A 22,709-nucleotide genomic window follows, 5' to 3' on the forward strand; every position below is an offset into this window, starting at 1 on the left:
ACAATTTATAACTACAAATTAAGAATAATATAAATTGAACTCCTAAAAAAGGTCCTGAACAAGACTGTATTTTACTTATTTTTAAAAGCGTAGCTCTGTTGCTCATGGCTAAATGGATTGATGTCTTAATCGTAGGGCATTGGCAATTACGGAAACCGAGCTGAAGCTCATAGCTAAAGCTGCTATCATTGGTGACAATAAAATTCCGAAAAAAGGAAAGAGGATTCCGGCAGCTATTGGAACGCCTAAAGTGTTATAAATGAGTGCAAAAAACAGATTTTGTTTTATGTTCTTCATTACGGCGTCACTTAGGTGACGGGCCTTTACTATACCCTGTAAGTCCCCTTTTACCAAAGTGATCATGGCGCTTTCTATAGCGACATCCGTTCCGGTACCCATAGCGATACCAACATCACTTTTGGCCAGTGCCGGTGCATCATTAATGCCATCACCGGCCATACTTACCACCTTTCCCATGTTTTGAATGCGTTCAACTTCCTTTAATTTATCTTCCGGTAACATATTGGCTTTATAAGTCGCTAAATTTAATTCCGATGCTACTGCCTTGGCCGTATCCTCATTATCACCGGTCAGCATAACAACATCGATACCACTCTCGTGAAGTTCTCTAATGGCCTTTGCACTGGTTTCTTTTATTTTATCGCCTATCACTACGTAACCAACAACATGATCATCGATGGCCAAATAGGAAACCGTTTTTCCCTGCTTTTGATAGGTGTTGGCCTCTACTTTCATTTCAGAAGTCAATTCGGCAGCAGCGTAGTCCATCATTTTGGCATTTCCCAATGTTACCTTTTTAGTATTTATCTCTGCTTCCACACCTTTGCCGGAGACGGCACTAAAGTGATTTGATTTTAAAACTTCTGCATGGTGTTCTTTACCATAGGTAACCGTGGCTTCTGCCAGTGGATGTTCACTGTTTGTATTGAGGGACACGATGTAATTCAATACCTCTGAAGCATCAAAGCCATCGGTAAAAGCTCCTATTTTTTCTACTGTTGGTTTACCTTCTGTGAGGGTTCCGGTTTTATCAACTACCAAAGTGTTCACTTTATGCATTTTTTCAAGAGCTTCCGCATTTTTAATCAATACCCCTTTTTGAGCCCCCCTGCCAACACCAACCATAACAGACATGGGTGTGGCTAGTCCCAATGCGCATGGGCAGGCAATGATCAACACCGCTATAGCATTGACCAATGCATAGACATAAGCAGGGTCAGGACCCCAAATGGCCCATATGATAAACGTAATGATCGAGATCAGTACCACAATGGGAACAAAATAGGCCGATACTTTATCTGCCAGGTTCTGAATAGGAGCACGACTTCTACTGGCATCGTTGACCATTTGAATAATTTGAGACAGTAAGGTATCACTGCCCACCTTTTCAGCTTGGATCAGAAAGGTTTGATTTCCATTAATAGTCCCACTACTGACCATGTCTCCTTTGGTTTTACTTACGGGAATGGGCTCTCCGGTTATCATCGACTCGTCAATACTGGTTTCACCCTCCGTAATTCTGCCATCAACGGGAATTTTATCCCCCGGTTTGACTTTAAGTATATCGTTTAATTCGATCAAGCTAATATCCACTTCCACATCTTCACCATCAATGACCCTGGTGGCTTTATTTGGTGCTAAATTTAATAAGGCCTTAACGGCGGAATTGGTTTTGCTGTGTGCTCGAGCCTCTAAAAGCTGACCCAACAGAACTAAGGTCAGAATGACCGTTGCCGCTTCAAAATACACATGAACATTACCCGCATCCGTTTTAAATTGGTCCGGAAAAACATTCGGAAACAACAGGCCTATCACGCTGAATAGCCATGCCACCCCCGAGCCTATGCCAATAAGGGTAAACATGTTGAGATGCCAGGTTATTACACTCTTATAGGCGCGTTCAAAAAACATCCAGGTGGCATAAAATACCACAGGAAGAGATAACACGAACTGCAACCCGTTCCAGTACCTCTGTTCCATGATAGGGTATAACGGGTTATCATGAAGCATTTCACTCATGGCGATGAGGAAAACAGGCAGGGTAAAGCTGATGGCCACCCAAAATTTCTTCAGCAATTTTTTATAGGTCTTTTCTTCTGCAGAAAGATCGGGTTTCATTGGTATAAGGTCCATCCCACAAACAGGACAAGAACCGGCCGTATCACGAACAATTTCCGGATGCATGGGGCAGGTCCATTGTCTGGCTTTAGACGTCGAAAGCTGTTGTTCCTCGACTAAATCCATCCCACAAACTGGACAATCGCCCGGTTGATCATATGTTTTATTCCCCTCACAATGCATCGGACAATAAAAGATCCCCGTACCTTTTTCTTCAGGCTGCATTTTCTTTTTTGGTGCCGGAGGATGATGATGCGCTCCATGTTTATGGATACTGTATCTGCTTCCGTCGGCTTTTAAAGCTTTTTGAAAGGTTTCCAGGGCAATATGGATTTCCATGTCGATAGTTGCTTCGGCTTTTTCCAGATTAACCTTAGCCTCAATTACACCTTCGACCTTCGAGAGTGTTTGCTCGACATGACTGCGACAACCATTACAGGTCATGCCGTGAATATGATACGTGTGTTTCATTGTTCTCTTAATTGTGATTGCGACAGGATACCTATTTTAGTCGTTAATTTGAAAAGTAACATATCATAATTTTAAAGATTAGCAATACCGCCACTAATCTTAAGCGTATTTATAGCCTTAAAGAAAATGTTAACATGTGTTAATTCCTTTAGTTTAACAACTAAAAGCAATATTTTAGATTGCCAAAATTAGATGAATATAATGAAATTTTTACGAATTATTGTCTGTTTCATCGTGACACTCACCTATGCCCAAAACCGGAAAATTCCGGTCGATACCATGGTTGTAACGACCCATACAGCTACTGTTAAGGGAGTTAACTTTCAATATACGGCGACCACCGGGATGCAGCCTGTCTGGAACGCGGATGGGGCGCCCATTGCCACCTTGTACTATACCTATTACCAGCGCAATGTAAAGCAAAAAGAAAAACGCCCTCTGATTTTTTCATTTAATGGAGGCCCGGGGTCGGCTTCAGTTTGGATGCATATGGCCTATACCGGACCAAAACTGTTGCAAATTGATAGTGAAGGCTATCCGCTCCTACCCTATGGTGTTCGCGATAATCCGCATTCCATTCTTGATATTGCCGATATCGTATATATAAATCCTGTGAATACGGGGTATTCAAGAATGATTCCCGATGATGAAGGTAAATTACCGGACCGAAAAACATTTTTTGGTATCAATGCAGATATCAAATATCTGGCAGAATGGATAACGACCTTTGTTTCTCGAAACAGTCGATGGCATTCACCCAAATACATTATAGGCGAAAGTTATGGAGGGGTGCGTGTTATGGGATTAGCTAATGCCCTTCAAAGCAATGAATGGATGTTCCTAAACGGGGTTATCATGGTATCGCCTGCCGATTATAAGTTATACGGGACGAACCAACCCGTATATTCCGCATTAAATTTACCCTACTTCACTGCGGCGGCCTGGTATCAAAAGGCCTTACCGCGGGCATTGCAGGAGAAGGATCTTTTAGACATTTTGCCGGAAGTTGAAAATTTTTCGATTCAGTCACTCATGCCGGCTTTAGCCAAAGGTGGATTTATCTCAGAACAGGAAAAGCTACAGATGGCCCAAAAAATGAGCTATTATTCGGGTTTAAGTGAAAAGGCCATACTGCAAAACAACCTGGACATCCCAACGAGCTTTTATTGGAAAGAACTCCTTCGGGACAAAACGGGGCATATCATTGGACGTTTGGACTCCAGGTACCTGGGAATTGACAAGAGAGAGGCCGGTGATGCTCCAGATTACAGTCCGGAGTTCAGCGCATGGAAGCACGCTTTCACACCGGCAATTAATTATTACATTAAAGAACATCTTAATTTTGAAACGGATGTCAAATACAATGTCATGGGGGATGTTAACCCATGGGATAAAACCAACGACAATACGAGAGATCAGTTACGCCAGGCCATGGCCCAAAATCCGTATCTGAAGGTCCTTATACAATCGGGCTATTACGATGGTGCGACCACCTATTTTGCTGCAAAATATACGATGTGGCAAATTGACCCGAGTGGGAAAATGAAAGATCGGTTTACGTTTAAAGGCTATAGAAGTGGCCATATGATGTATTTAAGACAAGAGGATTTGGCAACGGCTAATGATGATCTCAGGACCTTTATTAAAAACTCCCTATCCTTTGGGAAAGTGGCTAAATATGAATAAAATACTTCAGTAAGCGAACAAAACGCATACATTTATTCTGAAATCATTTACACCGCGTGTAAATGTTATTTGTGAAACACTTAAATAGAAAAGCCCTGCCCAAAACATATTAAGGACAGGGCGTTCAAATATGTATTTATTGAACTTCTAACCTTTTAACCAGGCTTCTCTCAGGACTATCTGGGCCTCAGTGGCATCTGATTTTTCAATGAGACCTTTTCCAAGGGTATAGCCCTGAGTTGTAGTGGTGTCTATAATTATTTCTTCACCCTGACGATGCAATACAACCAAAATATCCTGTCCCGGCTTCCAAAAAAACACCTCCTGTAAAATCTCGTTGGCATTTTGTAGGGTTAATTCATTTCCATTTATGGTTTTTATGACATCATTAGGCTGAATGCCTTGCGCCTCCCAGAAGCTGTTCTCCAGTGCCATTTCCGTAAAGAATATGGTATTGCTTTGAGGATCCCCACTTACAATAGGAGCACCATTCATAAGAATGTAGTTAGCTTCAATTTTGGACTCCCCTATTTCCAGCCCAACTTTATCCAGAAAATCATCGTAATTAATCGGGATATCCCCAATGACATGGGTGTCAAAGAACTCCCGCAATGAAGGGTAGGTCATTTCAACAATTTCATCAAACAGGGTGTCGTCATCAAAGGGCTTGTCTTTGCCATATTTGGTCGACAGTGCCTTCATTAAAGACAGGATGCCACGCTCACCGTTACTTCCTTCCCGTATCAAAATATCGACGCACATGCCAATAAGTGCTCCCTTTTGGTAAACATTGATATACTGATCCTTATAGGGTTGTTTAAGAACGTTTTCACTCATTATGGTAAAACTCATGGCATCATTCATTTGCATAGAACTTTGCATCTTCCCCAAAATTTTGTTGTAAAATGCTTCTTTCTCCACCAAACCCTGGTTCACTTGAAATAAAGTTGCAAAATATTCCGTCACACCTTCATACATCCATAAGTGTTTGGAAAATGTCGGGTTATTATAATCGAAATAGTGCACGTCTTCCGAATGGACGGTCAAAGGCGTTACAATATGAAAAAATTCATGAGACACGACATCAATCAGACTACTTGCCAGGGCCTCCTCGGCCATTTGCTCGGGCATAACGACCACTGTTGAGGTATGATGCTCAAGGGCTCCAAAACCCTTTGGTGAATCTTTTTTACCTTCAGACAGATAGACATATATATCGTAACGCGGGGTACTGTTGATATCGCCCAGATAGGACTTCTGAGCCTGCATCATTTTATAAATGGTCGTTTTAAGGGATGCCGCCGTGTGCACTTTATTGGGGGAATAGACACTCAAGACAATTTTAATGTCTCCCACTTGAAATTCCTCGACATCCAGAGCACCATACATCATAGGATTGTCTGTAATTTCAAAATACCGATCGGCTTTATAGGTGTTAATCATCGTAGCACCATCTTCACTGTATTTGGTTCCTATATTCTGCAAGGCTGAAGTATGTACCAAGTCCTTGGGTGCTGTTACAGTAACGGTGTAGGAATTGTTCCTCAGCGCATCAAAATACCCGATAAATCCGTGCAGGTTTAACACAAAATTGTTGGGTTCTATATTGGTGCCAGCGGGTGAGAACGGGGTGTCCTTGCCAATACCTCCTTCTTCCTCGATATCATAAGTGTCATTTACGAGGTATGTCACCTTATCGAGTTCCTTCGCATTACTTATCGACCATGAATTCGTATCCAATTTACTCACGGTCATTTCCTTACCCTGGTAATCTAAAGCTTTAAAGTTGTCCACATATTTTCCAAAATCACTGACGGCATAGGTACCTTGAACCACCTTTGGCAACCTGTAAATAACAGTTTCTGTGGTGAACCTTCCCGGATCGATACTCACAGGCACTTTATCATTACTGACACCATTTAAATCAACTGCAGTTAAAATAGGTGTGTTAATGGCTAAATCATTGGCTGTGTTTATACGTGTACCACAACTTGATAAAATAAGTGTTGCCAGGAAAAGGCTAAGGAATCGAGTTTTCATATTGATATTTAATTTTAAAGGTGACGCCAAAAATACCATTATGTTACAGCTCTTTTTCCTAAGGTTATGTTAAATTAGCGCCATGAGTCTACCCTTAATAAGTATTCTGACACCATTTAAAAATACAGAATCTTTTATAACTGAATGTATCGATTCCATACGAAACCAGACCTATTCCAATTGGGAATTAGTCATTGTTGATGATGGTTCTACAGACAGGAGCTATGACCTTGTTGAAAGCTATCAAAAACGAGATCCAAGGATTCAACTCCTTAAAAATTCGGGAACCGGGATTATAGATGCGCTGCAATTGGCTTTAGAACAGGCTTCAGGTACTTTTATTACACGCATGGATAGTGACGACATCATGGCTCCGAATAAACTGGAGGTTCTGGCAAATAACTTAATGAGCCATGGCAAAAAGCATGTTGCCATAGGCTTGGTGCGCTATTTCTGTGCCGATGGCGTAGGCGAAGGTTATAGGCATTATGAAAGCTGGTTAAACGATCTCACCAAACTGGGAACCAATTATACTGAAATCTATAAAGAATGTGTCATTCCCTCACCCTGTTGGATGATCCATAAGGACGATTTAATGGCCTGTGGAGCCTTTCATCCGCGGCGATATCCGGAAGACTATGATTTGACCTTTCGATTTTACAAACATCAGTTCAAGTGTATCCCATGCGACCATGTCTTGCATTATTGGCGGGATTACCCGACACGAACGTCCAGAACACATGTTCATTATGAACACAATCATTTTACGGCATTAAAAACACATCACTTCATTGCTATTGATTATAACCCCGATAAAAAATTAGTGGTCTGGGGTGCAGGCAGCAAAGGCAAAAAAACGGCAAAGATCCTTTTAGAGCACGGGATTGCATTCGAATGGATATGTAATAATCCCAATAAAATTAGTCGCAGCATCTATGGTAAGGTTCTACTGCCTTTCGGCCATTTAAGATCATGGCGCAACACGCAGAGCATTATTACCGTAGCAAACAAAAAGGCTCAGAAAGAGATTCGACACTATTTGGGCACCTTGAATCTGCGTCCCGTTAGGGATTACGTCTTCTTTTGTTAATCCTATTGTAATACCTGTAACTGCTGAGATTTAAAGGATTGGATGATAACCCCCTTGATGTATTTTAACGGACTTTTACGGGATACAAAAATTATTATTCCAGGATGGAGCAGAATGAAAAAAAATATGTACGTTTGATAAACCGTTAGCAGCATGCAGTTTAAAAACCCCGAAATTCTTTATGCTTTAGTTTTACTGCTAATTCCAATTATTATCCACCTTTTTCAATTGCGTCGATTTAAAAAAGTGGATTTCACCAATGTGGCCTTCTTAAAAAAAGCAAGCCTGCAAACCAGAAAAAGTTCCGAAATAAAAAAATGGCTTGTTCTGTTGACCAGACTTTTATTATTTGCTGCGATAATCATTGCCTTTGCCCAACCCTACACCTCTAAAACCAGGGGTCAGACTAAAACGGAAAACGTTATTTATTTGGATAATTCGTTTAGTATGCAAGCCAAGGGAAACCAGGGTGAATTATTTAAACGCGCTGTCCAGGATGTCATTGCAAACGTACCTCAGGATGCCGTGGTTTCAATCTTTACCAATGATGCCGTGTTTAAAAACACTACCATTGATGCGGTAAAGAATGAATTACTTCGCCTGGAGTATTCTGCGTCCCAATTACCGTATAAAGCCGCCTTATTGAAAAGTAATTTATTACTGGAAAACAATAAAAATAGTCTGAAAAATATAGTGTTCATTTCAGATTTTCAGGACTATGACAACAGTCTCAATGAAGTTATCGATCCCTCAGTAAATCTCCACCTGGTGAAATTAAGTCCGGTGAACACAGCCAATATATCTGTTGACAGTATTGCTGTATCGAGTGCAAATGCAACCAACCTGGAATTAGCTGTATTCCTAAAGAACAGCGGGGATTTGATCGATAATTTACCGGTTTCATTGTACAACGACAATGACCTTGTTGCAAAGACTTCTGTTGAATTGGACCGATCTTTAAGTACGTTATTTTCAATTCCAAGTAATACGGCTTTTAAGGGTCAGATTGTTATTGATGACGGGGCCTTACAATTTGATAATATTTTATATTTCAATTTAAACGACATCAAAAAAATAAATGTTTTGGTTATCAATCAGGCTGATGACAGCTTTCTAAAGCGTATTTATACTAAGGATGAATTTAATTACAAGGCCTTTGAAATAAATCAACTGGACTATAATCTTATAAGTGACCAACAGCTCATCATATTAAATGAATTGGATCAAATACCGAATTCACTTGCCACCTCTTTAAAAGCATTTGCCAGGCAAGGTGGTTCTATTCTGGTGGTTCCCGCAGAAGCGATTCATACGAGATCCTACAACGATTTGCTTATTGATTTCAACATAGCTCTTGATAGTTTCAATTTAAATGAAAAACGTATCACCGAGATCAATTTCTCACATCCGCTCTACGCGAATGGGGTTTTTGAAAAACAGATCAGCAATTTTCAGTACCCCAAGGTAAAAGGACACTACAGGGTGAATACAAATAAGGCCTCCTCTGCCTTAAAATTCGAAAATGGTGCTACCTTTTTGTCTCAAGGGAAAAACCTGTATTTATTTGCTTCGCCCCTAAGTGGTGATAACTCTAACTTTGTCAATTCGCCCTTAATCGTTCCGTCATTGTATAATATAGGCAAATACAGTCTTAAATTGCCTCGCTTATATTACACCATTGGCAGAAATAACAGTTTTGATGTAGCAACTCAGCTGCAACAGGACGATATCCTGACACTGGTCAAAAATGAGATAAGCATTATTCCACGTCAGCAGCAATACAACAACAAGGTGGTTATTAAAACTGAGGAAAGTCCCGAGGTTGCGGGAATCTATTCCATAAACTCAAAAGATCAGGTGTTATCTCATGTCAGTTTCAATTATCAACGAACAGAAAGTGATTTAACCTACAAAGACGTTTCAAACTCAGATCAGGTTCTTGTGAACAATTCTGTGAGCGCGGTTTTTGATGCTATAAAAAGTGATACAAAAATGAATGCCTTATGGAAATGGTTTGTTATTTTTGCACTGCTGTTACTGATAATAGAAATGCTCATCTTAAAATATTTTAAATGAATGTACTTATAAAGTCCGCTACAATTATAGATCCTGAAAGCGAATTTCACAATACGACTCAGGATGTATTAATTGAAAAGGGCGTAGTTACGCGAATTGGAAATTATCTAAAAAATCCCGGCAACTATAAGGAAATTCAGTTTAACAACCTTCACATTTCACAAGGATGGTTTGATAGCAGTGTAAGTTTTGGAGAGCCGGGTTATGAAGAACGTGAAACGATTACAAATGGACTACATACAGCGGCTTTATCGGGATTTACTGCAATAGCACTGAACGCTGATACCAATCCAATTATCGATACCAATGCAGATATTGCCTTTGTACTATCAAAATCGAAGGACAATGCCGTAACCTTGTTACCCATGGGAGCATTGACCTCTAACAGCAATGGTACGCATTTAGCGGAGCTCTTCGATATGAAATCTGCCGGAGCGGTTGCTTTTTATGATTACAAAAAGTCGGTTTCCAATCCGAATCTGATGAAAATTGCATTGCAATATGCAAGTAACTTCAGTGGTTTGGTGTGCTCCTTTCCTTTAGATCAGGACATTTCGAGAAATGGTGTCATGAATGAGCATGTTGCCAGTACAAAACTTGGTCTTAAGGGTAATCCTGCGCTGGCGGAAGAACTTCAGGTGTCTCGCGATTTGTTTCTCCTGGAATATACAGGTGGTAAATTACATATACCGACCATTTCCACAGCGAGATCGGTCGCCCTAATCAAAGAAGCCAAAGCCAAAAAATTAGACGTTTCCTGCAGTGTTGCCATACACAACCTGTGCTTTACCGATGATGCGTTATCCGATTTTAACACCAACTTTAAAGTCCAGCCACCCTTGAGAACGCAAAAAGATATTGGTGCCTTAATTGACGGTCTTAAGGACGGCACCATTGATATGGTTACCAGCGATCATTCCCCTATAGATATTGAAGAGAAAAAGCTGGAGTTCGATCGGGCAAATTATGGGACCATTGGTTTAGAAAGTGCTTACGGGGCATTGCAAACCGTCTTATCAACAGAAAAATGTGTGGAGGTGTTAACAAGAGGAAAATCCCGCTTTGGAGTGCAACCAGTCCCCATCGCAATAGGAAACATATTGAATGCCACCCTTTTCAATCCTGATGATACCTATGTTTTTGAAAAAGGAGACATCAGTTCCAAATCCAAAAATGCCATATTTGAAGGTGCTCAATTAAAGGGTCGCGTGTATGGCATCTTTTCTAATAATAAACTAGTCTTAAAGAAATAAGCATGCATCAGCAAGAGATAAACGATGGAAAAACATTGGCTTTTGTGAGCTATATCACCATTATAGGCACCATTATTGCCTATTTTATGAATAACGATAAAAAAAACCCATTCATTAGTTTTCATACACGTCAGGCACTAGGCTTATGGCTCACCTATTTTATCTTGGGATGGCTTATTAGTGCTGTAGATAGTTGGTACGCTACCCTGGGATTCTGGATTTTCTTTAGTGTGCTATTTGTGTATGCCATTGTAAGTGCCATTGGTGGTAAAACCCGACCGGTCCCTCTTGTGGGGCATTTGTTTCAAAACTGGTTTTCAAGTATAGGACACTAAATTTTAAATACCTTGCCTTCTTTGCACCATATCATTCGCGAATCCAGTTTAAAGGAAAATGCACCACTGCTCATCATGCTGCATGGTTACGGTAGTGACGAAAATGATTTGTACTCCTTTTCACAGGAATTACCAGAAGAACTTTTTGTTATTTCGTTGCGAGCGCCCTACACCATGCAACCCTTTGGATACGCCTGGTATAGCATTAATTTTGAGGCAGAAAAAGGGAAATGGAGTGATAATGATCAGGCGATACAATCTCGTGATCTAATCGCTAATTTTATTGATGAAGCCGTTGTAAATTACCCTGTAAATAAACACAATATAACCCTCCTCGGTTTTAGCCAGGGTACCATTTTGAGTTATGCAGTGGCATTGACTTATCCGGAAAAGGTTAAAAACATAATTGCATTGAGCGGATACGTTAACAAGGATATCATTTCAGGTGATTATCGAAAAAGAGATTATTCTCATCTGGATTTTTATTGTTCACACGGCAGTGTAGATCAGGTCATACCAGTTGAATGGGCCAGACAAACACCTTCTTTTTTACATCAGCTGAACATTAAACATTGTTACGCCGAATTTCCTGTTGGTCATGGTGTTGCACCTCAAAACTTCTATGAGTTTAAAAACTGGTTAAAAAAACGTATTTAGCTTTCTTACCAGATATCTTCATTAATGGTCGTTAAACGATCAATTAATTTTTACATCGAATATATCTGTAAATCACGGAAATAATTTCTTTTTGATAATATTTTTTGTATTTTTGTTCAACTTTTTTTGTATATTGTTCAACAATATTAAATGCTGTTAATGTCAAAAAGGAGCGCACTTCATAAAGACGTAGACCCGGTAGGTATCATAATTGGAATGGTTATGATAATTATTTGGTTCGTCAGTTTATTGGCCCTGCTGAACTGGAAGCTGAGTTTTTCAAATCCATGGGTCTATGTGGGTGTCTTTTGGCAGACACACTTATTTACAGGCTTGTTTATTACAGCTCATGACGCCATGCACGGATCAATATCCAAAAACAAGAAGTGGAATTATTGGCTGGGCTGGATCACATCTATGCTTTTCGCGTTCAACTTCTATGACAGATTGCTGGTAAAACATCATGAGCACCACAGATTTGTTGCGTCAGAGCATGACCCGGATTATCACGAATCCGGTAATTTCTGGTTGTGGTACTGGACTTTTATTAAAAAATATACAACCTTAAAACAATTAATCCTGATGACTATTAGTTTGCAGCTCTTACGATTTGTATTTCCGATAGAAAATTTATTGCTGTTTTGGATTCTACCCGGTATTTTATCAACGTTTCAACTGTTCTACTTCGGGACATATATTCCTCACAAGGATGGCCACGAACACGATAATAAGCATAAATCAAAAACCTTGAAGAAAAATCATATCCTGGCTTTTTTCAGCTGTTATTTTTTTGGTTATCACTATGAACACCACGACGCGCCCGGAGTACCATGGTGGCGACTTTGGCAATTGAAATAGACTCGTATACTCTTCTGCACTGTACTTTAAAGTGTATCGGTGATTCCTAATGGATGTGCTTTTACATACTTACAAATCTTAAGTAGCGTTCGTTTTTCATCCTGACACCGCTCTAAAAATAATCTTCGTATTTAGAAATCTATTGCATATTAGCGGACAATGCCTAACTTATGGTCATAAAACCATTGACATGAAATTAATATATAAAATGGCTGTCTGTTGTTTTCTTGCCTTACCTTTTCCAGGAGTCTCACAAAACAGTTCACATTTTAAGGATATCAATACTGAAGTCTGGGAAAATTTCACAAAAGCTTTCGAAACCTACGATGTCGAATTGTTTTCGCGTCTCCATGACGAAGAATTAATTCGAGTGAGCGGCGATGGAAAATCAATACGGGGAAAGACATCATACCTCGCAGTATATAGGGAGCGTTGGCAGCATAAGTCCGGTTCACAAACCATTTCATTTCGGTTTTTAGAACGTATATGTGACGGGAATATAGCCTCGGAAAGAGGTATATACAAAATAACGCGTCAATTACATACCCCGAATGAAAGGTCGTATTACGGTAAGTTTCATGTCCTTTTAGTTCGGAAAAATGAGCAATGGAAAATCTTAATGGATTACGATTCTTCAGAGCATCATTCAATAAATGAAACAACTTATGCGTCAGCTTCAGAATTACATGATTTTCAGAAATTTAAATGATACCAACTCATCAATGCCGGAGTTGGGATCAATTTTTAAGCTTTTACTAAAGCACTATTTGAATGCTTGATACAATAGTTTATCTTTGCAAGCTTAAATGGATGTTGCGTTATGAACATTTCTTATAACTGGATTAAACAATTTTTAAAAACGGATTGGTCCCCGGAAGAGATAAGTGAACTGTTAACGGATCTCGGATTGGAAGTAGAAGGACTTAAAGCCTATGAATCTGTGAAGGGAGGACTGGAAGGTGTCGTTGTTGGTGCGGTATTGGCCTGTGAAAAACACCCGAATGCTGATAAATTGAAGCTTACCAAAGTCGATATTGGTCAGGAGCAACCACTTCAAATTGTTTGCGGTGCTCCAAATGTGGCCAAAGGACAAAAGGTCCCTGTTGCCACAATAGGAACAACATTGTATCCATCTGAGGGGGAGCCCTGGAAGATAAAAAAAGGGAAAATTAGAGGTGAAGAAAGTCATGGTATGATTTGTGCTGAAGATGAACTGGGACTGGGTTCATCTCATGATGGTATCTTAGTATTAGATCCAAAGATAAAAGTTGGGACACCCGCTTCTGCCATTTTTGAAATTGAAAATGATTGGATTTTTGAAATTGGCCTGACCCCTAATCGCGCTGATGCCATGAGCCATTTAGGCGTAGCCAGAGATCTGAAAGCAGGATTTATTCAAAGAGAGATTAACTTAGAGCTTATTACTCCTTCTGTGAGTGCTTTTCATGTTGACAATCGCATGCTCAAGATGGATGTGCAGGTAAAGAACAGAAAATTAGCACCCCGGTATTGTGGTGTTACCATAAGTGGATTGAAAGTTGAGGAATCACCCAGATGGCTACAGAACCGATTGTCTGCCCTAGGCCTAAAACCCATAAACAATGTAGTGGATGCTACCAATTATGTATTGCATGAGTTGGGTCAACCGCTGCACGCTTTTGATGCCATCAAAATTTCCGGTAATAAAATTGAGGTCAAAACCTTGGAGAGCGGTACAAAATTCACAACTTTAGATGGCATTGAAAGGGAGCTTCACGAAGACGACCTGATGATCTGTGATGCTAAAAAACCAATGTGTATCGCCGGCGTATTTGGTGGAATCGATTCCGGTGTAACGGAAAACACAACAAGTATATTTCTTGAGAGCGCCTATTTTGACCCGGTAAGTATTCGAAAAACTGCAAAACGTCATGGCTTAAGCACAGATGCCTCGTTCAGGTTTGAACGTGGTATTGATCCGAATATAACCGAATACGCCCTCAAAAGGGCTGCACTTTTAATTCAAGACCTTGCCGGAGGTGAAATCACCAGTGATATCGTTGATATTTACCCGGATAAGATTAAGGATTATGAAGTGCGTCTGAGTTTTGATAATGCCAAAAAGCTTATTGGAGAGGAAATTCCACGTGAAATCATTAAACGGATTCTCACGTCATTGGAAATTAAAGTGAATAATGTAACCGAGGCTGGCCTTGGATTAACGGTACCGGCGTATAGAAATGACGTGCAACGTGAAGCCGATATCATTGAGGAGATTTTGAGGGTTTATGGATATAACACTATTGCAACAACCAAAAAGCTCAGTGCGTCTATTTCGAATACATCGCGATTTGAGGATCATATCATTCAGGATACCATAGGTCATTTATTAGCGGCAAGGGGCTTTTTTGAAACCTTATCAAATTCACTGACAACACCTGAATATGTAAACTTAAGCGATCAGTTGCAAACCGAACACAATGTGACTATGCTCAATCCATTGAGCAATGATCTTTCTGTGCTCAGACAATCGCTTTTATTTTCTGGATTGGAAGCTGTTTCCTTCAATATTAACAGGAAACGTCAGGATTTAAAGCTTTTTGAATTTGGTAAAACCTATCACCAAATTGATGACCAAAGAAAAGAATTAAAACACCTGAGTATCTTAATTACGGGTAACACGGCAAATGAATCGTGGCATAGCACCAGTGTAAAAAGTGATTTTTTCTATTTGAAGGGCATAGTTATTTCCGTGTTGGAACGACTGGGAATTTCAAACTGCAGTGAGGCGCCCTTTAGAAGTGATCTGTTAAGTGAAGGCCTATGTATTGTGCAGGGAGATACACTGGTGGTTGAATTTGGTTTGGTAAAGAAATCGATCCTCAAAGCCTTTGATATTTCATTAGAAGTGCTTTATGCTGACTTCAATTGGGACGCTGTATTAGAAATTATAAAACGAAACAAAATCATTTTTGAACCCATACCGAAATACCCGCAGGTTCGACGTGATTTTGCATTACTAATCGATCACTATGTGACTTTTGAAGATATCCTCAATATTGCCAAAAGGAGTGAAAGACATTTACTTAGAGACGTCAATCTTTTCGATGTGTATCAAGGAAAAAATTTACCGCCCGGTAAAAAGAGCTATGCGGTTAGTTTTACCTTGCAAGACGACAACAAAACCCTTACCGATAAACAAATCGATAAAATCATGTCCAAAATTCAGTTCAATCTGGAAAAGGAACTGGGCGCACAATTGCGATAAGATGTTACTCTGTTAAGGCAATTATTCGCAATGGACCACCACTGCCACCCTTTATTTTAATAGGAAGGGCAAAAATCATAAAATTGTTGGACGGCAATTTATCCAGCTGGGTTAGATTTTCAAATGCAGGAATATTATGTCCTAAAAGGACAACATGACTCTTAAAATCGGTCGATTGCCCATAATCAATACTGGGTGTGTCTATCCCTATAGCATGTATATCTCTGTTCTCAACCAACCATGCCGCTGCATCAGGATCTAAACCGGGAAAGTGCAAATCTTTGATGGCTTCAGGACCACGCATTTCTGTTCCCAAATATTTAAGTTTGTCGGGATAATATTTTGAATAACCTGTTTCCAAAAGCACGATGCCCCCAACTGGTATTTGTTGCTGTTCTTTCTTTTCCCAATCCAGAATATCCGCAATACTTACTAAATAATCAGGGTTGTTTAATGCCTTCTCTGAGACATCTATCTTTATTGCTTTACCTACCAAATGCTGCAATGGAATCTGATCTACAGTTTGTCCATCCTTGGCAAAATGGATAGGCGCATCGATATGCGTACCACCGTGCTCGGCCGTCGAAAAATTATTGGCCGCATAGAAAAACCCAGCTTCTGTATCACCATATGCAACCGTATCCAGATGAAATTCCTTAGCTGTTACCCAGTAGATGGTTTCGTCTGAAAAATCGTAGGACAGATCGACGATCTTGGCGCGTGATAAAGATTCAAAATGCAACCCTTCCGCTTCCAAATTGCTTTCAGGATCGTTCTTACAGGACATGAATGATACCCAAATACATACGATGAGAATACGTCTATACATAACTTAAAAGAGTTAAATTATAAAGCAACATATTAACTGAAGCCACTCTAATGTAATCATTTAATTTAATTTGTTTATGACCCCTGTGATTTAAATTTTAAATCTGCCTTAGATTCCGTATCTTTAATACTATAATGAATAATACAAATCGATATGGCTGATTCGAATTACACCAAGATATTTACTGGTAATTTAGTGGTAAGTGAAAGAATAAAACAAAGTTTAGAGGAACTTGATATCAATGCAATTGTCAGGGAGCAAAATGAATCCGGTCTAAACCCTATCTTTGGAGGTCATGTCCTACAGGATGTGTTTGTGCATAAAGACGAACTCGACAGGGCCTTACCTATAGTGGAGACGATTAAAACGGAATTCGAAGCGCAATCCTAATCTGTACTCATGCCTAAAGACCACATTGAAATTAATGGTTTTAAACACATTAAGTATAAAACCATGTCATGTACGCCTGAGGCGTCCTTACAAAAGAGTCTGGATTTTTTTGAAGAGATGAACGGCCGACGTTCTATAAGGGAGTATGCCAAAACCCCTGTACCTCGCAAAGTCATTGAGAATATCATTAAAACAGCATCCACTGCCCCATCAGGAGCGCATAAACAACCCTGGATGTTTTGTGCTGTATCCAACCCGGAATTAAAATCGAAAATTCGGAAGGCTGCTGAAAAAGAGGAACGGGAAAGTTACACCAACCGCATGAGCGAACGTTGGCTTAAGGATTTGGAACCGCTGGGCACCAACCCGAGCAAACCATTTATTGAAGAGGCGCCCTGGCTTATTGTGGCATTTAAAAAGGTGTATAACAGGGATCAATCCGGTACGAAAAACAATAATTATTATGTTAACGAATCCATTGGTATTGCCTGTGGGATGCTTATTACAGCGATACATAAGGCCGGTTTGGTGACCCTGACCCATACCCCGAGCCCAATGCACTTTTTAACGCAACTTCTTGACAGACCGAGCAATGAAAGAGCATTCCTCCTGTTACCTGTTGGATATCCTAAAGATCCTGTTTATGTGCCTGATATCCAAAGAAAGCCTTTAAATAAGGTGGCGCAATTCTATTTATAGGTCCAGGAGAAAGCAGGCGTTTAAACAGTAACCGCGTACATTCTTTCGCGTTGTTCCTTTATTTTTTTATCCTGCATGTATTCGTCGAAGGTCATATAGCGGTCAATGATTCCGCTCGGTGTGAGCTCCACAATCCTGTTGGCCACCGTTTGTGCAAATTCATGATCATGCGTGGTCAGCAAAACGGTTCCTTTAAAGTTCTTCAAAGAGTTATTAAAGGCTGTAATACTTTCTAAATCCAGGTGATTCGTAGGTTCGTCTAACATGAGAACGTTTGCCCTCAATAGCATCATTCTGCTCAACATACAACGTACTTTTTCACCTCCTGATAATACACTGGATTTTTTCAATGCCTCTTCTCCGCTGAAAATCATTTTACCAAGAAATCCACGAATATAGACCTCCTCACGCTCTTCCTCAGTTTTAGCCCATTGCCTCAGCCAGTCGACTAAGGTCAGGTCGTTGTTAAAAAAAGCACTGTTATCCAGCGGCAAATACGATTGCATCGTGGTAATTCCCCATGAAAAGCGACCCGCATCGGGCTTTTCATTTCCGTTCAATATTTCATAAAAGGCCGTCGTTGCTCTGGAATCTCTCGAAAAGACAACCACCTTATCCCCTTTTGCCAAATTCAAATGCACATTCCTAAAAAGCACCTCACCATCAACGGAGGCAGAAAGTCCTTCAATATTCAGTATTTGATCTCCGGCTTCACGCTCACGCTCAAAAATAATGGCAGGATAACGACGACTCGAGGGTCTGATATCTGAAATATTTAATTTATCAATCATCTTTTTTCTACTGGTAGCCTGTTTGCTTTTGGCGACATTCGCAGAAAAACGTCTGATAAATTCCTCCAGTTCCTTTTTCTTTTCCTCTGCCTTCTTGTTTTGCTGGGCCCGCTGTTTCGCCGCTAATTGTGAAGATTCATACCAGAAAGAGTAATTACCCGAATAATGATTAATTTTTCCAAAATCGATGTCTGATACATGCGTACATACGGCATCAAGGAAATGGCGATCGTGTGATACAACGATCACACAATTATCATAATTGGCTAAAAAGTTTTCCAACCAGGAAATGGTTTCATAATCCAGATCGTTAGTCGGCTCATCCATTATCAGTACATCGGGGTTACCAAACAGGGCCTGTGCCAATAACACACGTACCTTTTGTTTTCCATCCAGATCAGACATCATTGTGTAATGCAAATCTTCTTTTATGCCCAGATTCGATAGTAACGCTGCTGCATCACTATCCGCATTCCACCCATTCATTTCTTCAAACTGTACCTGTAACTCTCCTATTTTGTCGGCATTCTCATCAGAATAATCGGCATATAAGGCGTCAATTTCTGTTTTGATCTTAAACAGAGGTTGATTACCCATTAAAACAGTTTCTAGAACAGGATGTGAATCGTACAAATTGTGATTCTGCTCGAGTACAGACATACGCTTTCCCGATTCCAGGGATACGTGACCTGAGGTAGGCTCCTTCTTTCCGGATAAAATCTTTAAAAAGGTGGATTTGCCCGAACCGTTGGCCCCAATAATACCATAACAATTGCCACTGGTAAACCTGGTATTAACATCATCAAAAAGAACACGCTTACCGAATTGGACAGAAAGATTAGACACTGATAACATAATGCTGAAAAAATTTTTGCAAAAGTAGAAAATTACATTTGTTAAGCGAAACCTACGGCATTTTATTTTTAATCCCTTTAAATCAGGGCATTGTAGCTATTATAAGATTTAACAGGCCCTTAACAGCACATTTTAATTACAAGAATTATTTTTGCTATAGGATTTCGGTGTGGAAACCCGAAAAATATGTGGAATTTATGAAATTTAAGATTGGAATACTTCTACTCTTCATCTTACTGATTGGATGCATGAATAATTCGGATACCGGAGAGGGCGATTATGCTTACTTCGGCGGTCAGGTTATAAATCCGAAGAATAATTTTGTTGTTTTATCTGTATCTGAAAAAGTTTTAGATACCGTTTTATTGGATAACGCCAATAGGTTTGTTTACAGAATAGACAGTCTCAAAACAGGTTTTTATACATTTAAGCATGGAGATGAGTTTCAAATGGTCCTATTAGAACCTCGGGACAGTATTATGTTTCGTCTGAACACATTGGATTTTGATGAATCTCTTGTTTTCACAGGTGTGGGTGCCAAAAAGAATAACTATTTAGTGAATGAATTTCTGAAAAATGAAGTTGAGGAGAAAATTGTCTTTAAACAATGTCAGTTAGATCCCGATATTTATGAAAATAAAATTTCTGAAGTAAGACAACAGAAACTTAAAGAGCTTTCACAATTTAAAGAAAAGTATGCGCCCTCGGAATTATTTAGCAATATTGCGATGGCGAACATCGATTACAATTACTACTTTAAAAAAGAAATCTATCCATTTGTTCATTATGGCTATAACAAAAATGAAATATTAGAATCATTGCCAAAAGATTTTTATAACTATAGAGCGTCGATTAATTATAGCGATGCCTTCTTAAAAGATCATTTTACCTATAAGTCGTTTTTACGTTCCAACATCAATAACATGGCGCTTAAAACGCATATGGACCATTCTGAAAACAAAATGTTTAAAAGAAATTCGGTCTGTTACACATTGGATAAGTTGACACTCATTGATAGTTTGATAGAAATTCCATTAATGAAAAATGAGATGCTTTACCACTATACGATTAATTTTCTCACCAAAAATGAGGAAGAAAAATATAATGAAACGGTAATGGCGTCCTATTTATCGAAGAGTAATGACACGAAGAATAATATGCTGGTCAGGCAGTATGCGGCGGCCATAGGTAATCTAAAAAGTGGTTATGAATTGCCGGACTTTATGGTTAGAGACTACAAAAACACCGAATTTAATATTAAATCGAAGATCGTATCTCCCACGGTAATCTGTTTCTGGTCACATACGGCTTTCAATCATTTTAAAGACAGCCACTCTAAACTAAAAGAACTTCAGGCCAAGTACCCGGAAGTCACCTTTATCTCTATAAACTTAGACGATTATGAGTTGGACACGGTCAAAAAGACTTTAAAACGCAACAACATGCCATTAGAGGATGAATATGTTCTCATGAATCCGATAAAAACTCGGGAACTACTGGCTGTATATCCTTTAACCAAAGCGTTTATAGTCGATGAAAATAAAAAGATCGTAAAGAGTAATTCGAATATTTTCGATCGTCATTTTGAAGAAGATTTACTTGGTGCGATCAACAGATAAATCAGTTGTGAACACAAACGTTCAATATTAAACAAATAAAAAACCGCTTCCATAATTTGGAAGCGGTTTTTTTAATTTCGAATTAGTATTAGGTATTCCCTTTTTTATAGTCCTCTAAAAATTTAGCGAGCCCAATATCGGTTAACGGATGTTTTAGAAGTCCTTCTATGGCACTTAGCGGGCCAGTCATAACATCTGCTCCTAACTTCGCGCAATCAATGATATGCATTGTATGACGCACTGAAGCAGCAAGTATTTCAGTATCAAAGCCATAGTTGTCATAAATTTGTCGAATTTCAGCGATCAGGTTTAAACCGTCTGTGGATATATCATCGAGTCGACCAATGAATGGGGAAACATAGGTTGCACCTGCCTTTGCAGCCAACAGTGCCTGACCTGGAGAGAAAACAAGCGTCACATTTGTTTTAATGCCCTTTTCCGAAAAGTATCTGCAGGCTTTTACACCATCTTTAATCATCGGGAGTTTGATTACGATTTGATCATGTAATTCGGCCAAAGCTTCTCCTTCTCTCACCATGCCTTCATAATCGGTAGAAATCACTTCAGCACTTACATCGCCATCAACAATATTACAGATGTCCACATAGTGCTTCATAATATTGTCATGTCCTGTAATACCTTCTTTGGCCATTAGGGATGGGTTGGTTGTAACCCCATCTAAAACTCCCATATTCTGTGCTTCCCTTATTTGATCGAGATTGGCTGTGTCTATAAAAAATTTCATGTGTCTTGTTTAATTTATAACTGGTTTATTTTTTGGTAAATTTACAATATTAAGAACTGTATAAGGAAAAGAAATATAACAATTTATTAAAAGTAGTGAAGGGCTTAGAGCTTGTAATGCGACATGAGTAATCTTTCATAAATGGTATCGGGTAATAACCGTTTTAACACGATAGAAAATTTTTGCATCGGGCTTCCAACTTTGTAGTGGACTTTAGGGGATTTGGTTCTCATAATTTTATAAATGACCTTTGCCATCAGTATAGGATCACTCCCGGAATCGACATGGGCATTCATCAAATCCAAAGATTTACCATAGGCCGATTTATATGGAGAATCCTCCTCTAAAGGGGCATGGTAACGTCCGGCAGCGATGTTCGTTGCAAAATCGCCCGGAGCTACATTGGTCATATATATATTAAAAGGCTTCAACTCCATTCGAAAAGCTTCAGTTATGAGTTCTAAAGCTCCTTTGCTCGAACTGTAAATACCCCTGAAAGGCAAGCCCATATATCCCGCTATAGAGGTTATATTGATAATAAGTCCCGCTCTTTGCTCACGCATATAAGGTAGGACTGCTTTTATGACATTTATCGGACCAAAAAAATTGGTGTCAAAATTAGTTTTCATCTCATGTTCCGGAATCTCTTCAACAGGTCCGGTGATTCCGGCTCCGGCATTATTTATCAACACATCAATTTTGCCTTCCTTTTCAATAATGTCCCCTATAGTAGTTTCAATCGAATTCCTATTCTTTACATCCAGGGATAACAAGGGAAATTTACTTTCCGGATAGTTTACCGGTTGTCTGCTTGTACCGTAAACAATACATCCCCTTTCTGTTAAAAACTCGCCAATGGATTTACCAATTCCGGAAGATCCACCTGTTATCAGTACAATTTTGGCCATAAATCAATGAGAATAGTCACA

Annotated in this window: 18 protein-coding genes; 12 read left to right on the forward strand and 6 right to left on the reverse strand. The window is 39.5% G+C overall.

The window, feature by feature from the left end; translation table 11 throughout:
• Positions 1–108: 108 nt before the first annotated feature.
• Positions 109–2,610 (reverse strand): heavy metal translocating P-type ATPase, encoded by a 2,502-nt coding sequence (locus MR041_RS10800; protein ID WP_242093788.1) that lies wholly within the window; start codon positions 2,608–2,610, stop codon positions 109–111.
• A 201-nt stretch (positions 2,611–2,811) separates the two neighbouring features.
• Here MR041_RS10800 and MR041_RS10805 point away from each other — a divergent pair, with 201 nt between their 5' ends.
• Positions 2,812–4,296, forward strand: coding sequence for a S10 family peptidase (locus MR041_RS10805; RefSeq protein ID WP_242093790.1), 1,485 nt, complete (start codon positions 2,812–2,814; stop codon positions 4,294–4,296).
• Between the two features lie 147 nt (positions 4,297–4,443).
• Here MR041_RS10805 and MR041_RS10810 read toward each other — a convergent pair whose 3' ends face one another.
• Positions 4,444–6,336, reverse strand: a complete 1,893-nt coding sequence (locus MR041_RS10810) for a M61 family metallopeptidase (protein WP_242093792.1) — start codon at positions 6,334–6,336, stop codon at positions 4,444–4,446.
• Between the two features lie 82 nt (positions 6,337–6,418).
• On the opposite strand from MR041_RS10810, the gene MR041_RS10815 reads away from it, so the two are divergent.
• The 8 genes from MR041_RS10815 to pheT all read left to right on the forward strand — a co-directional run bounded on the left by MR041_RS10815 (position 6,419) and on the right by pheT (position 15,852).
• Positions 6,419–7,426 (forward strand): glycosyltransferase family 2 protein, encoded by a 1,008-nt coding sequence (locus MR041_RS10815; RefSeq protein ID WP_242093794.1) that lies wholly within the window; start codon positions 6,419–6,421, stop codon positions 7,424–7,426.
• Positions 7,427–7,579: 153 nt separating this feature from the next.
• Complete coding sequence (locus MR041_RS10820) at positions 7,580–9,502, forward strand: BatA domain-containing protein (protein ID WP_242093796.1); 1,923 nt, start codon at positions 7,580–7,582, stop codon at positions 9,500–9,502.
• Positions 9,499–10,755: a dihydroorotase gene (locus MR041_RS10825; RefSeq protein WP_242093798.1), complete on the forward strand. Its 1,257-nt coding sequence runs from the start codon at positions 9,499–9,501 to the stop codon at positions 10,753–10,755. The genes MR041_RS10820 and MR041_RS10825 overlap by 4 nt, the downstream gene beginning before the upstream one ends.
• 2 nt (positions 10,756–10,757) lie before the next feature.
• Positions 10,758–11,090, forward strand: coding sequence for a DUF4870 domain-containing protein (locus MR041_RS10830; RefSeq protein ID WP_242093799.1), 333 nt, complete (start codon positions 10,758–10,760; stop codon positions 11,088–11,090).
• Positions 11,091–11,102: 12 nt separating this feature from the next.
• Positions 11,103–11,747, forward strand: coding sequence for an alpha/beta hydrolase (locus MR041_RS10835; protein WP_242093801.1), 645 nt, complete (start codon positions 11,103–11,105; stop codon positions 11,745–11,747).
• A 159-nt stretch (positions 11,748–11,906) separates the two neighbouring features.
• Positions 11,907–12,605: a fatty acid desaturase gene (locus MR041_RS10840; protein WP_242093803.1), complete on the forward strand. Its 699-nt coding sequence runs from the start codon at positions 11,907–11,909 to the stop codon at positions 12,603–12,605.
• A 190-nt stretch (positions 12,606–12,795) separates the two neighbouring features.
• Complete coding sequence (locus MR041_RS10845) at positions 12,796–13,314, forward strand: YybH family protein (RefSeq protein WP_242093805.1); 519 nt, start codon at positions 12,796–12,798, stop codon at positions 13,312–13,314.
• Positions 13,315–13,425: 111 nt separating this feature from the next.
• On the forward strand, positions 13,426–15,852 hold the full coding sequence (pheT, locus tag MR041_RS10850; protein WP_242093807.1) for a phenylalanine--tRNA ligase subunit beta: 2,427 nt from the start codon (positions 13,426–13,428) through the stop codon (positions 15,850–15,852).
• A 4-nt stretch (positions 15,853–15,856) separates the two neighbouring features.
• Here pheT and MR041_RS10855 read toward each other — a convergent pair whose 3' ends face one another.
• Positions 15,857–16,681 (reverse strand): cyclase family protein, encoded by an 825-nt coding sequence (locus tag MR041_RS10855; RefSeq protein ID WP_242093808.1) that lies wholly within the window; start codon positions 16,679–16,681, stop codon positions 15,857–15,859.
• Positions 16,682–16,834: 153 nt separating this feature from the next.
• Here MR041_RS10855 and MR041_RS10860 point away from each other — a divergent pair, with 153 nt between their 5' ends.
• Both MR041_RS10860 and MR041_RS10865 read left to right on the forward strand, forming a co-directional pair.
• On the forward strand, positions 16,835–17,071 hold the full coding sequence (locus tag MR041_RS10860) for a DUF2007 domain-containing protein (protein ID WP_242093810.1): 237 nt from the start codon (positions 16,835–16,837) through the stop codon (positions 17,069–17,071).
• A gap of 9 nt (positions 17,072–17,080) precedes the next feature.
• Positions 17,081–17,770 carry a nitroreductase family protein gene (locus MR041_RS10865; protein WP_242093812.1) on the forward strand — a complete coding sequence of 230 codons (690 nt, stop codon included), beginning with the start codon at positions 17,081–17,083 and terminating at the stop codon, positions 17,768–17,770.
• Positions 17,771–17,790: 20 nt separating this feature from the next.
• Here MR041_RS10865 and MR041_RS10870 read toward each other — a convergent pair whose 3' ends face one another.
• On the reverse strand, positions 17,791–19,416 hold the full coding sequence (locus MR041_RS10870) for an ABC-F family ATP-binding cassette domain-containing protein (RefSeq protein WP_242093814.1): 1,626 nt from the start codon (positions 19,414–19,416) through the stop codon (positions 17,791–17,793).
• A gap of 197 nt (positions 19,417–19,613) precedes the next feature.
• Here MR041_RS10870 and MR041_RS10875 point away from each other — a divergent pair, with 197 nt between their 5' ends.
• On the forward strand, positions 19,614–21,035 hold the full coding sequence (locus MR041_RS10875; RefSeq protein ID WP_242093816.1) for a TlpA family protein disulfide reductase: 1,422 nt from the start codon (positions 19,614–19,616) through the stop codon (positions 21,033–21,035).
• Positions 21,036–21,123: 88 nt separating this feature from the next.
• Here the strand turns inward: MR041_RS10875 and fsa are convergent, their stop codons facing one another.
• Both fsa and MR041_RS10885 read right to left on the reverse strand, forming a co-directional pair.
• Positions 21,124–21,780 (reverse strand): fructose-6-phosphate aldolase, encoded by a 657-nt coding sequence (gene fsa / locus MR041_RS10880; protein ID WP_242093818.1) that lies wholly within the window; start codon positions 21,778–21,780, stop codon positions 21,124–21,126.
• A 104-nt stretch (positions 21,781–21,884) separates the two neighbouring features.
• Positions 21,885–22,688: an SDR family oxidoreductase gene (locus MR041_RS10885; RefSeq protein WP_242093820.1), complete on the reverse strand. Its 804-nt coding sequence runs from the start codon at positions 22,686–22,688 to the stop codon at positions 21,885–21,887.
• Positions 22,689–22,709: the final 21 nt, after the last annotated feature.

Source organism: Aestuariivivens sediminicola (genome assembly GCF_022662015.1).
GTDB lineage: Bacteria > Bacteroidota > Bacteroidia > Flavobacteriales > Flavobacteriaceae > Aestuariivivens > Aestuariivivens sediminicola.

Excerpts from the sequence above, each read along its gene's own strand:
- MR041_RS10830 (WP_242093799.1), top strand. The coding sequence starts at position 10,758 with ATGCATCAGCAAGAGATAAACGATGGAAAAACATTGGCTTTTGTGAGC.
- fsa (WP_242093818.1), bottom strand. The coding sequence starts at position 21,780 with ATGAAATTTTTTATAGACACAGCCAATCTCGATCAAATAAGGGAAGCA.
- MR041_RS10840 (WP_242093803.1), top strand. The coding sequence starts at position 11,907 with ATGTCAAAAAGGAGCGCACTTCATAAAGACGTAGACCCGGTAGGTATC.
- MR041_RS10820 (WP_242093796.1), top strand. The coding sequence starts at position 7,580 with ATGCAGTTTAAAAACCCCGAAATTCTTTATGCTTTAGTTTTACTGCTA.
- MR041_RS10815 (WP_242093794.1), top strand. The coding sequence starts at position 6,419 with ATGAGTCTACCCTTAATAAGTATTCTGACACCATTTAAAAATACAGAA.
- MR041_RS10885 (WP_242093820.1), bottom strand. The coding sequence starts at position 22,688 with ATGGCCAAAATTGTACTGATAACAGGTGGATCTTCCGGAATTGGTAAA.
- MR041_RS10825 (WP_242093798.1), top strand. The coding sequence starts at position 9,499 with ATGAATGTACTTATAAAGTCCGCTACAATTATAGATCCTGAAAGCGAA.
- MR041_RS10855 (WP_242093808.1), bottom strand. The coding sequence starts at position 16,681 with ATGTATAGACGTATTCTCATCGTATGTATTTGGGTATCATTCATGTCC.
- MR041_RS10810 (WP_242093792.1), bottom strand. The coding sequence starts at position 6,336 with ATGAAAACTCGATTCCTTAGCCTTTTCCTGGCAACACTTATTTTATCA.
- pheT (WP_242093807.1), top strand. The coding sequence starts at position 13,426 with ATGAACATTTCTTATAACTGGATTAAACAATTTTTAAAAACGGATTGG.
- MR041_RS10870 (WP_242093814.1), bottom strand. The coding sequence starts at position 19,416 with ATGTTATCAGTGTCTAATCTTTCTGTCCAATTCGGTAAGCGTGTTCTT.
- MR041_RS10845 (WP_242093805.1), top strand. The coding sequence starts at position 12,796 with ATGAAATTAATATATAAAATGGCTGTCTGTTGTTTTCTTGCCTTACCT.
- MR041_RS10800 (WP_242093788.1), bottom strand. The coding sequence starts at position 2,610 with ATGAAACACACGTATCATATTCACGGCATGACCTGTAATGGTTGTCGC.
- MR041_RS10865 (WP_242093812.1), top strand. The coding sequence starts at position 17,081 with ATGCCTAAAGACCACATTGAAATTAATGGTTTTAAACACATTAAGTAT.
- MR041_RS10860 (WP_242093810.1), top strand. The coding sequence starts at position 16,835 with ATGGCTGATTCGAATTACACCAAGATATTTACTGGTAATTTAGTGGTA.
- MR041_RS10875 (WP_242093816.1), top strand. The coding sequence starts at position 19,614 with ATGAAATTTAAGATTGGAATACTTCTACTCTTCATCTTACTGATTGGA.
- MR041_RS10805 (WP_242093790.1), top strand. The coding sequence starts at position 2,812 with ATGAAATTTTTACGAATTATTGTCTGTTTCATCGTGACACTCACCTAT.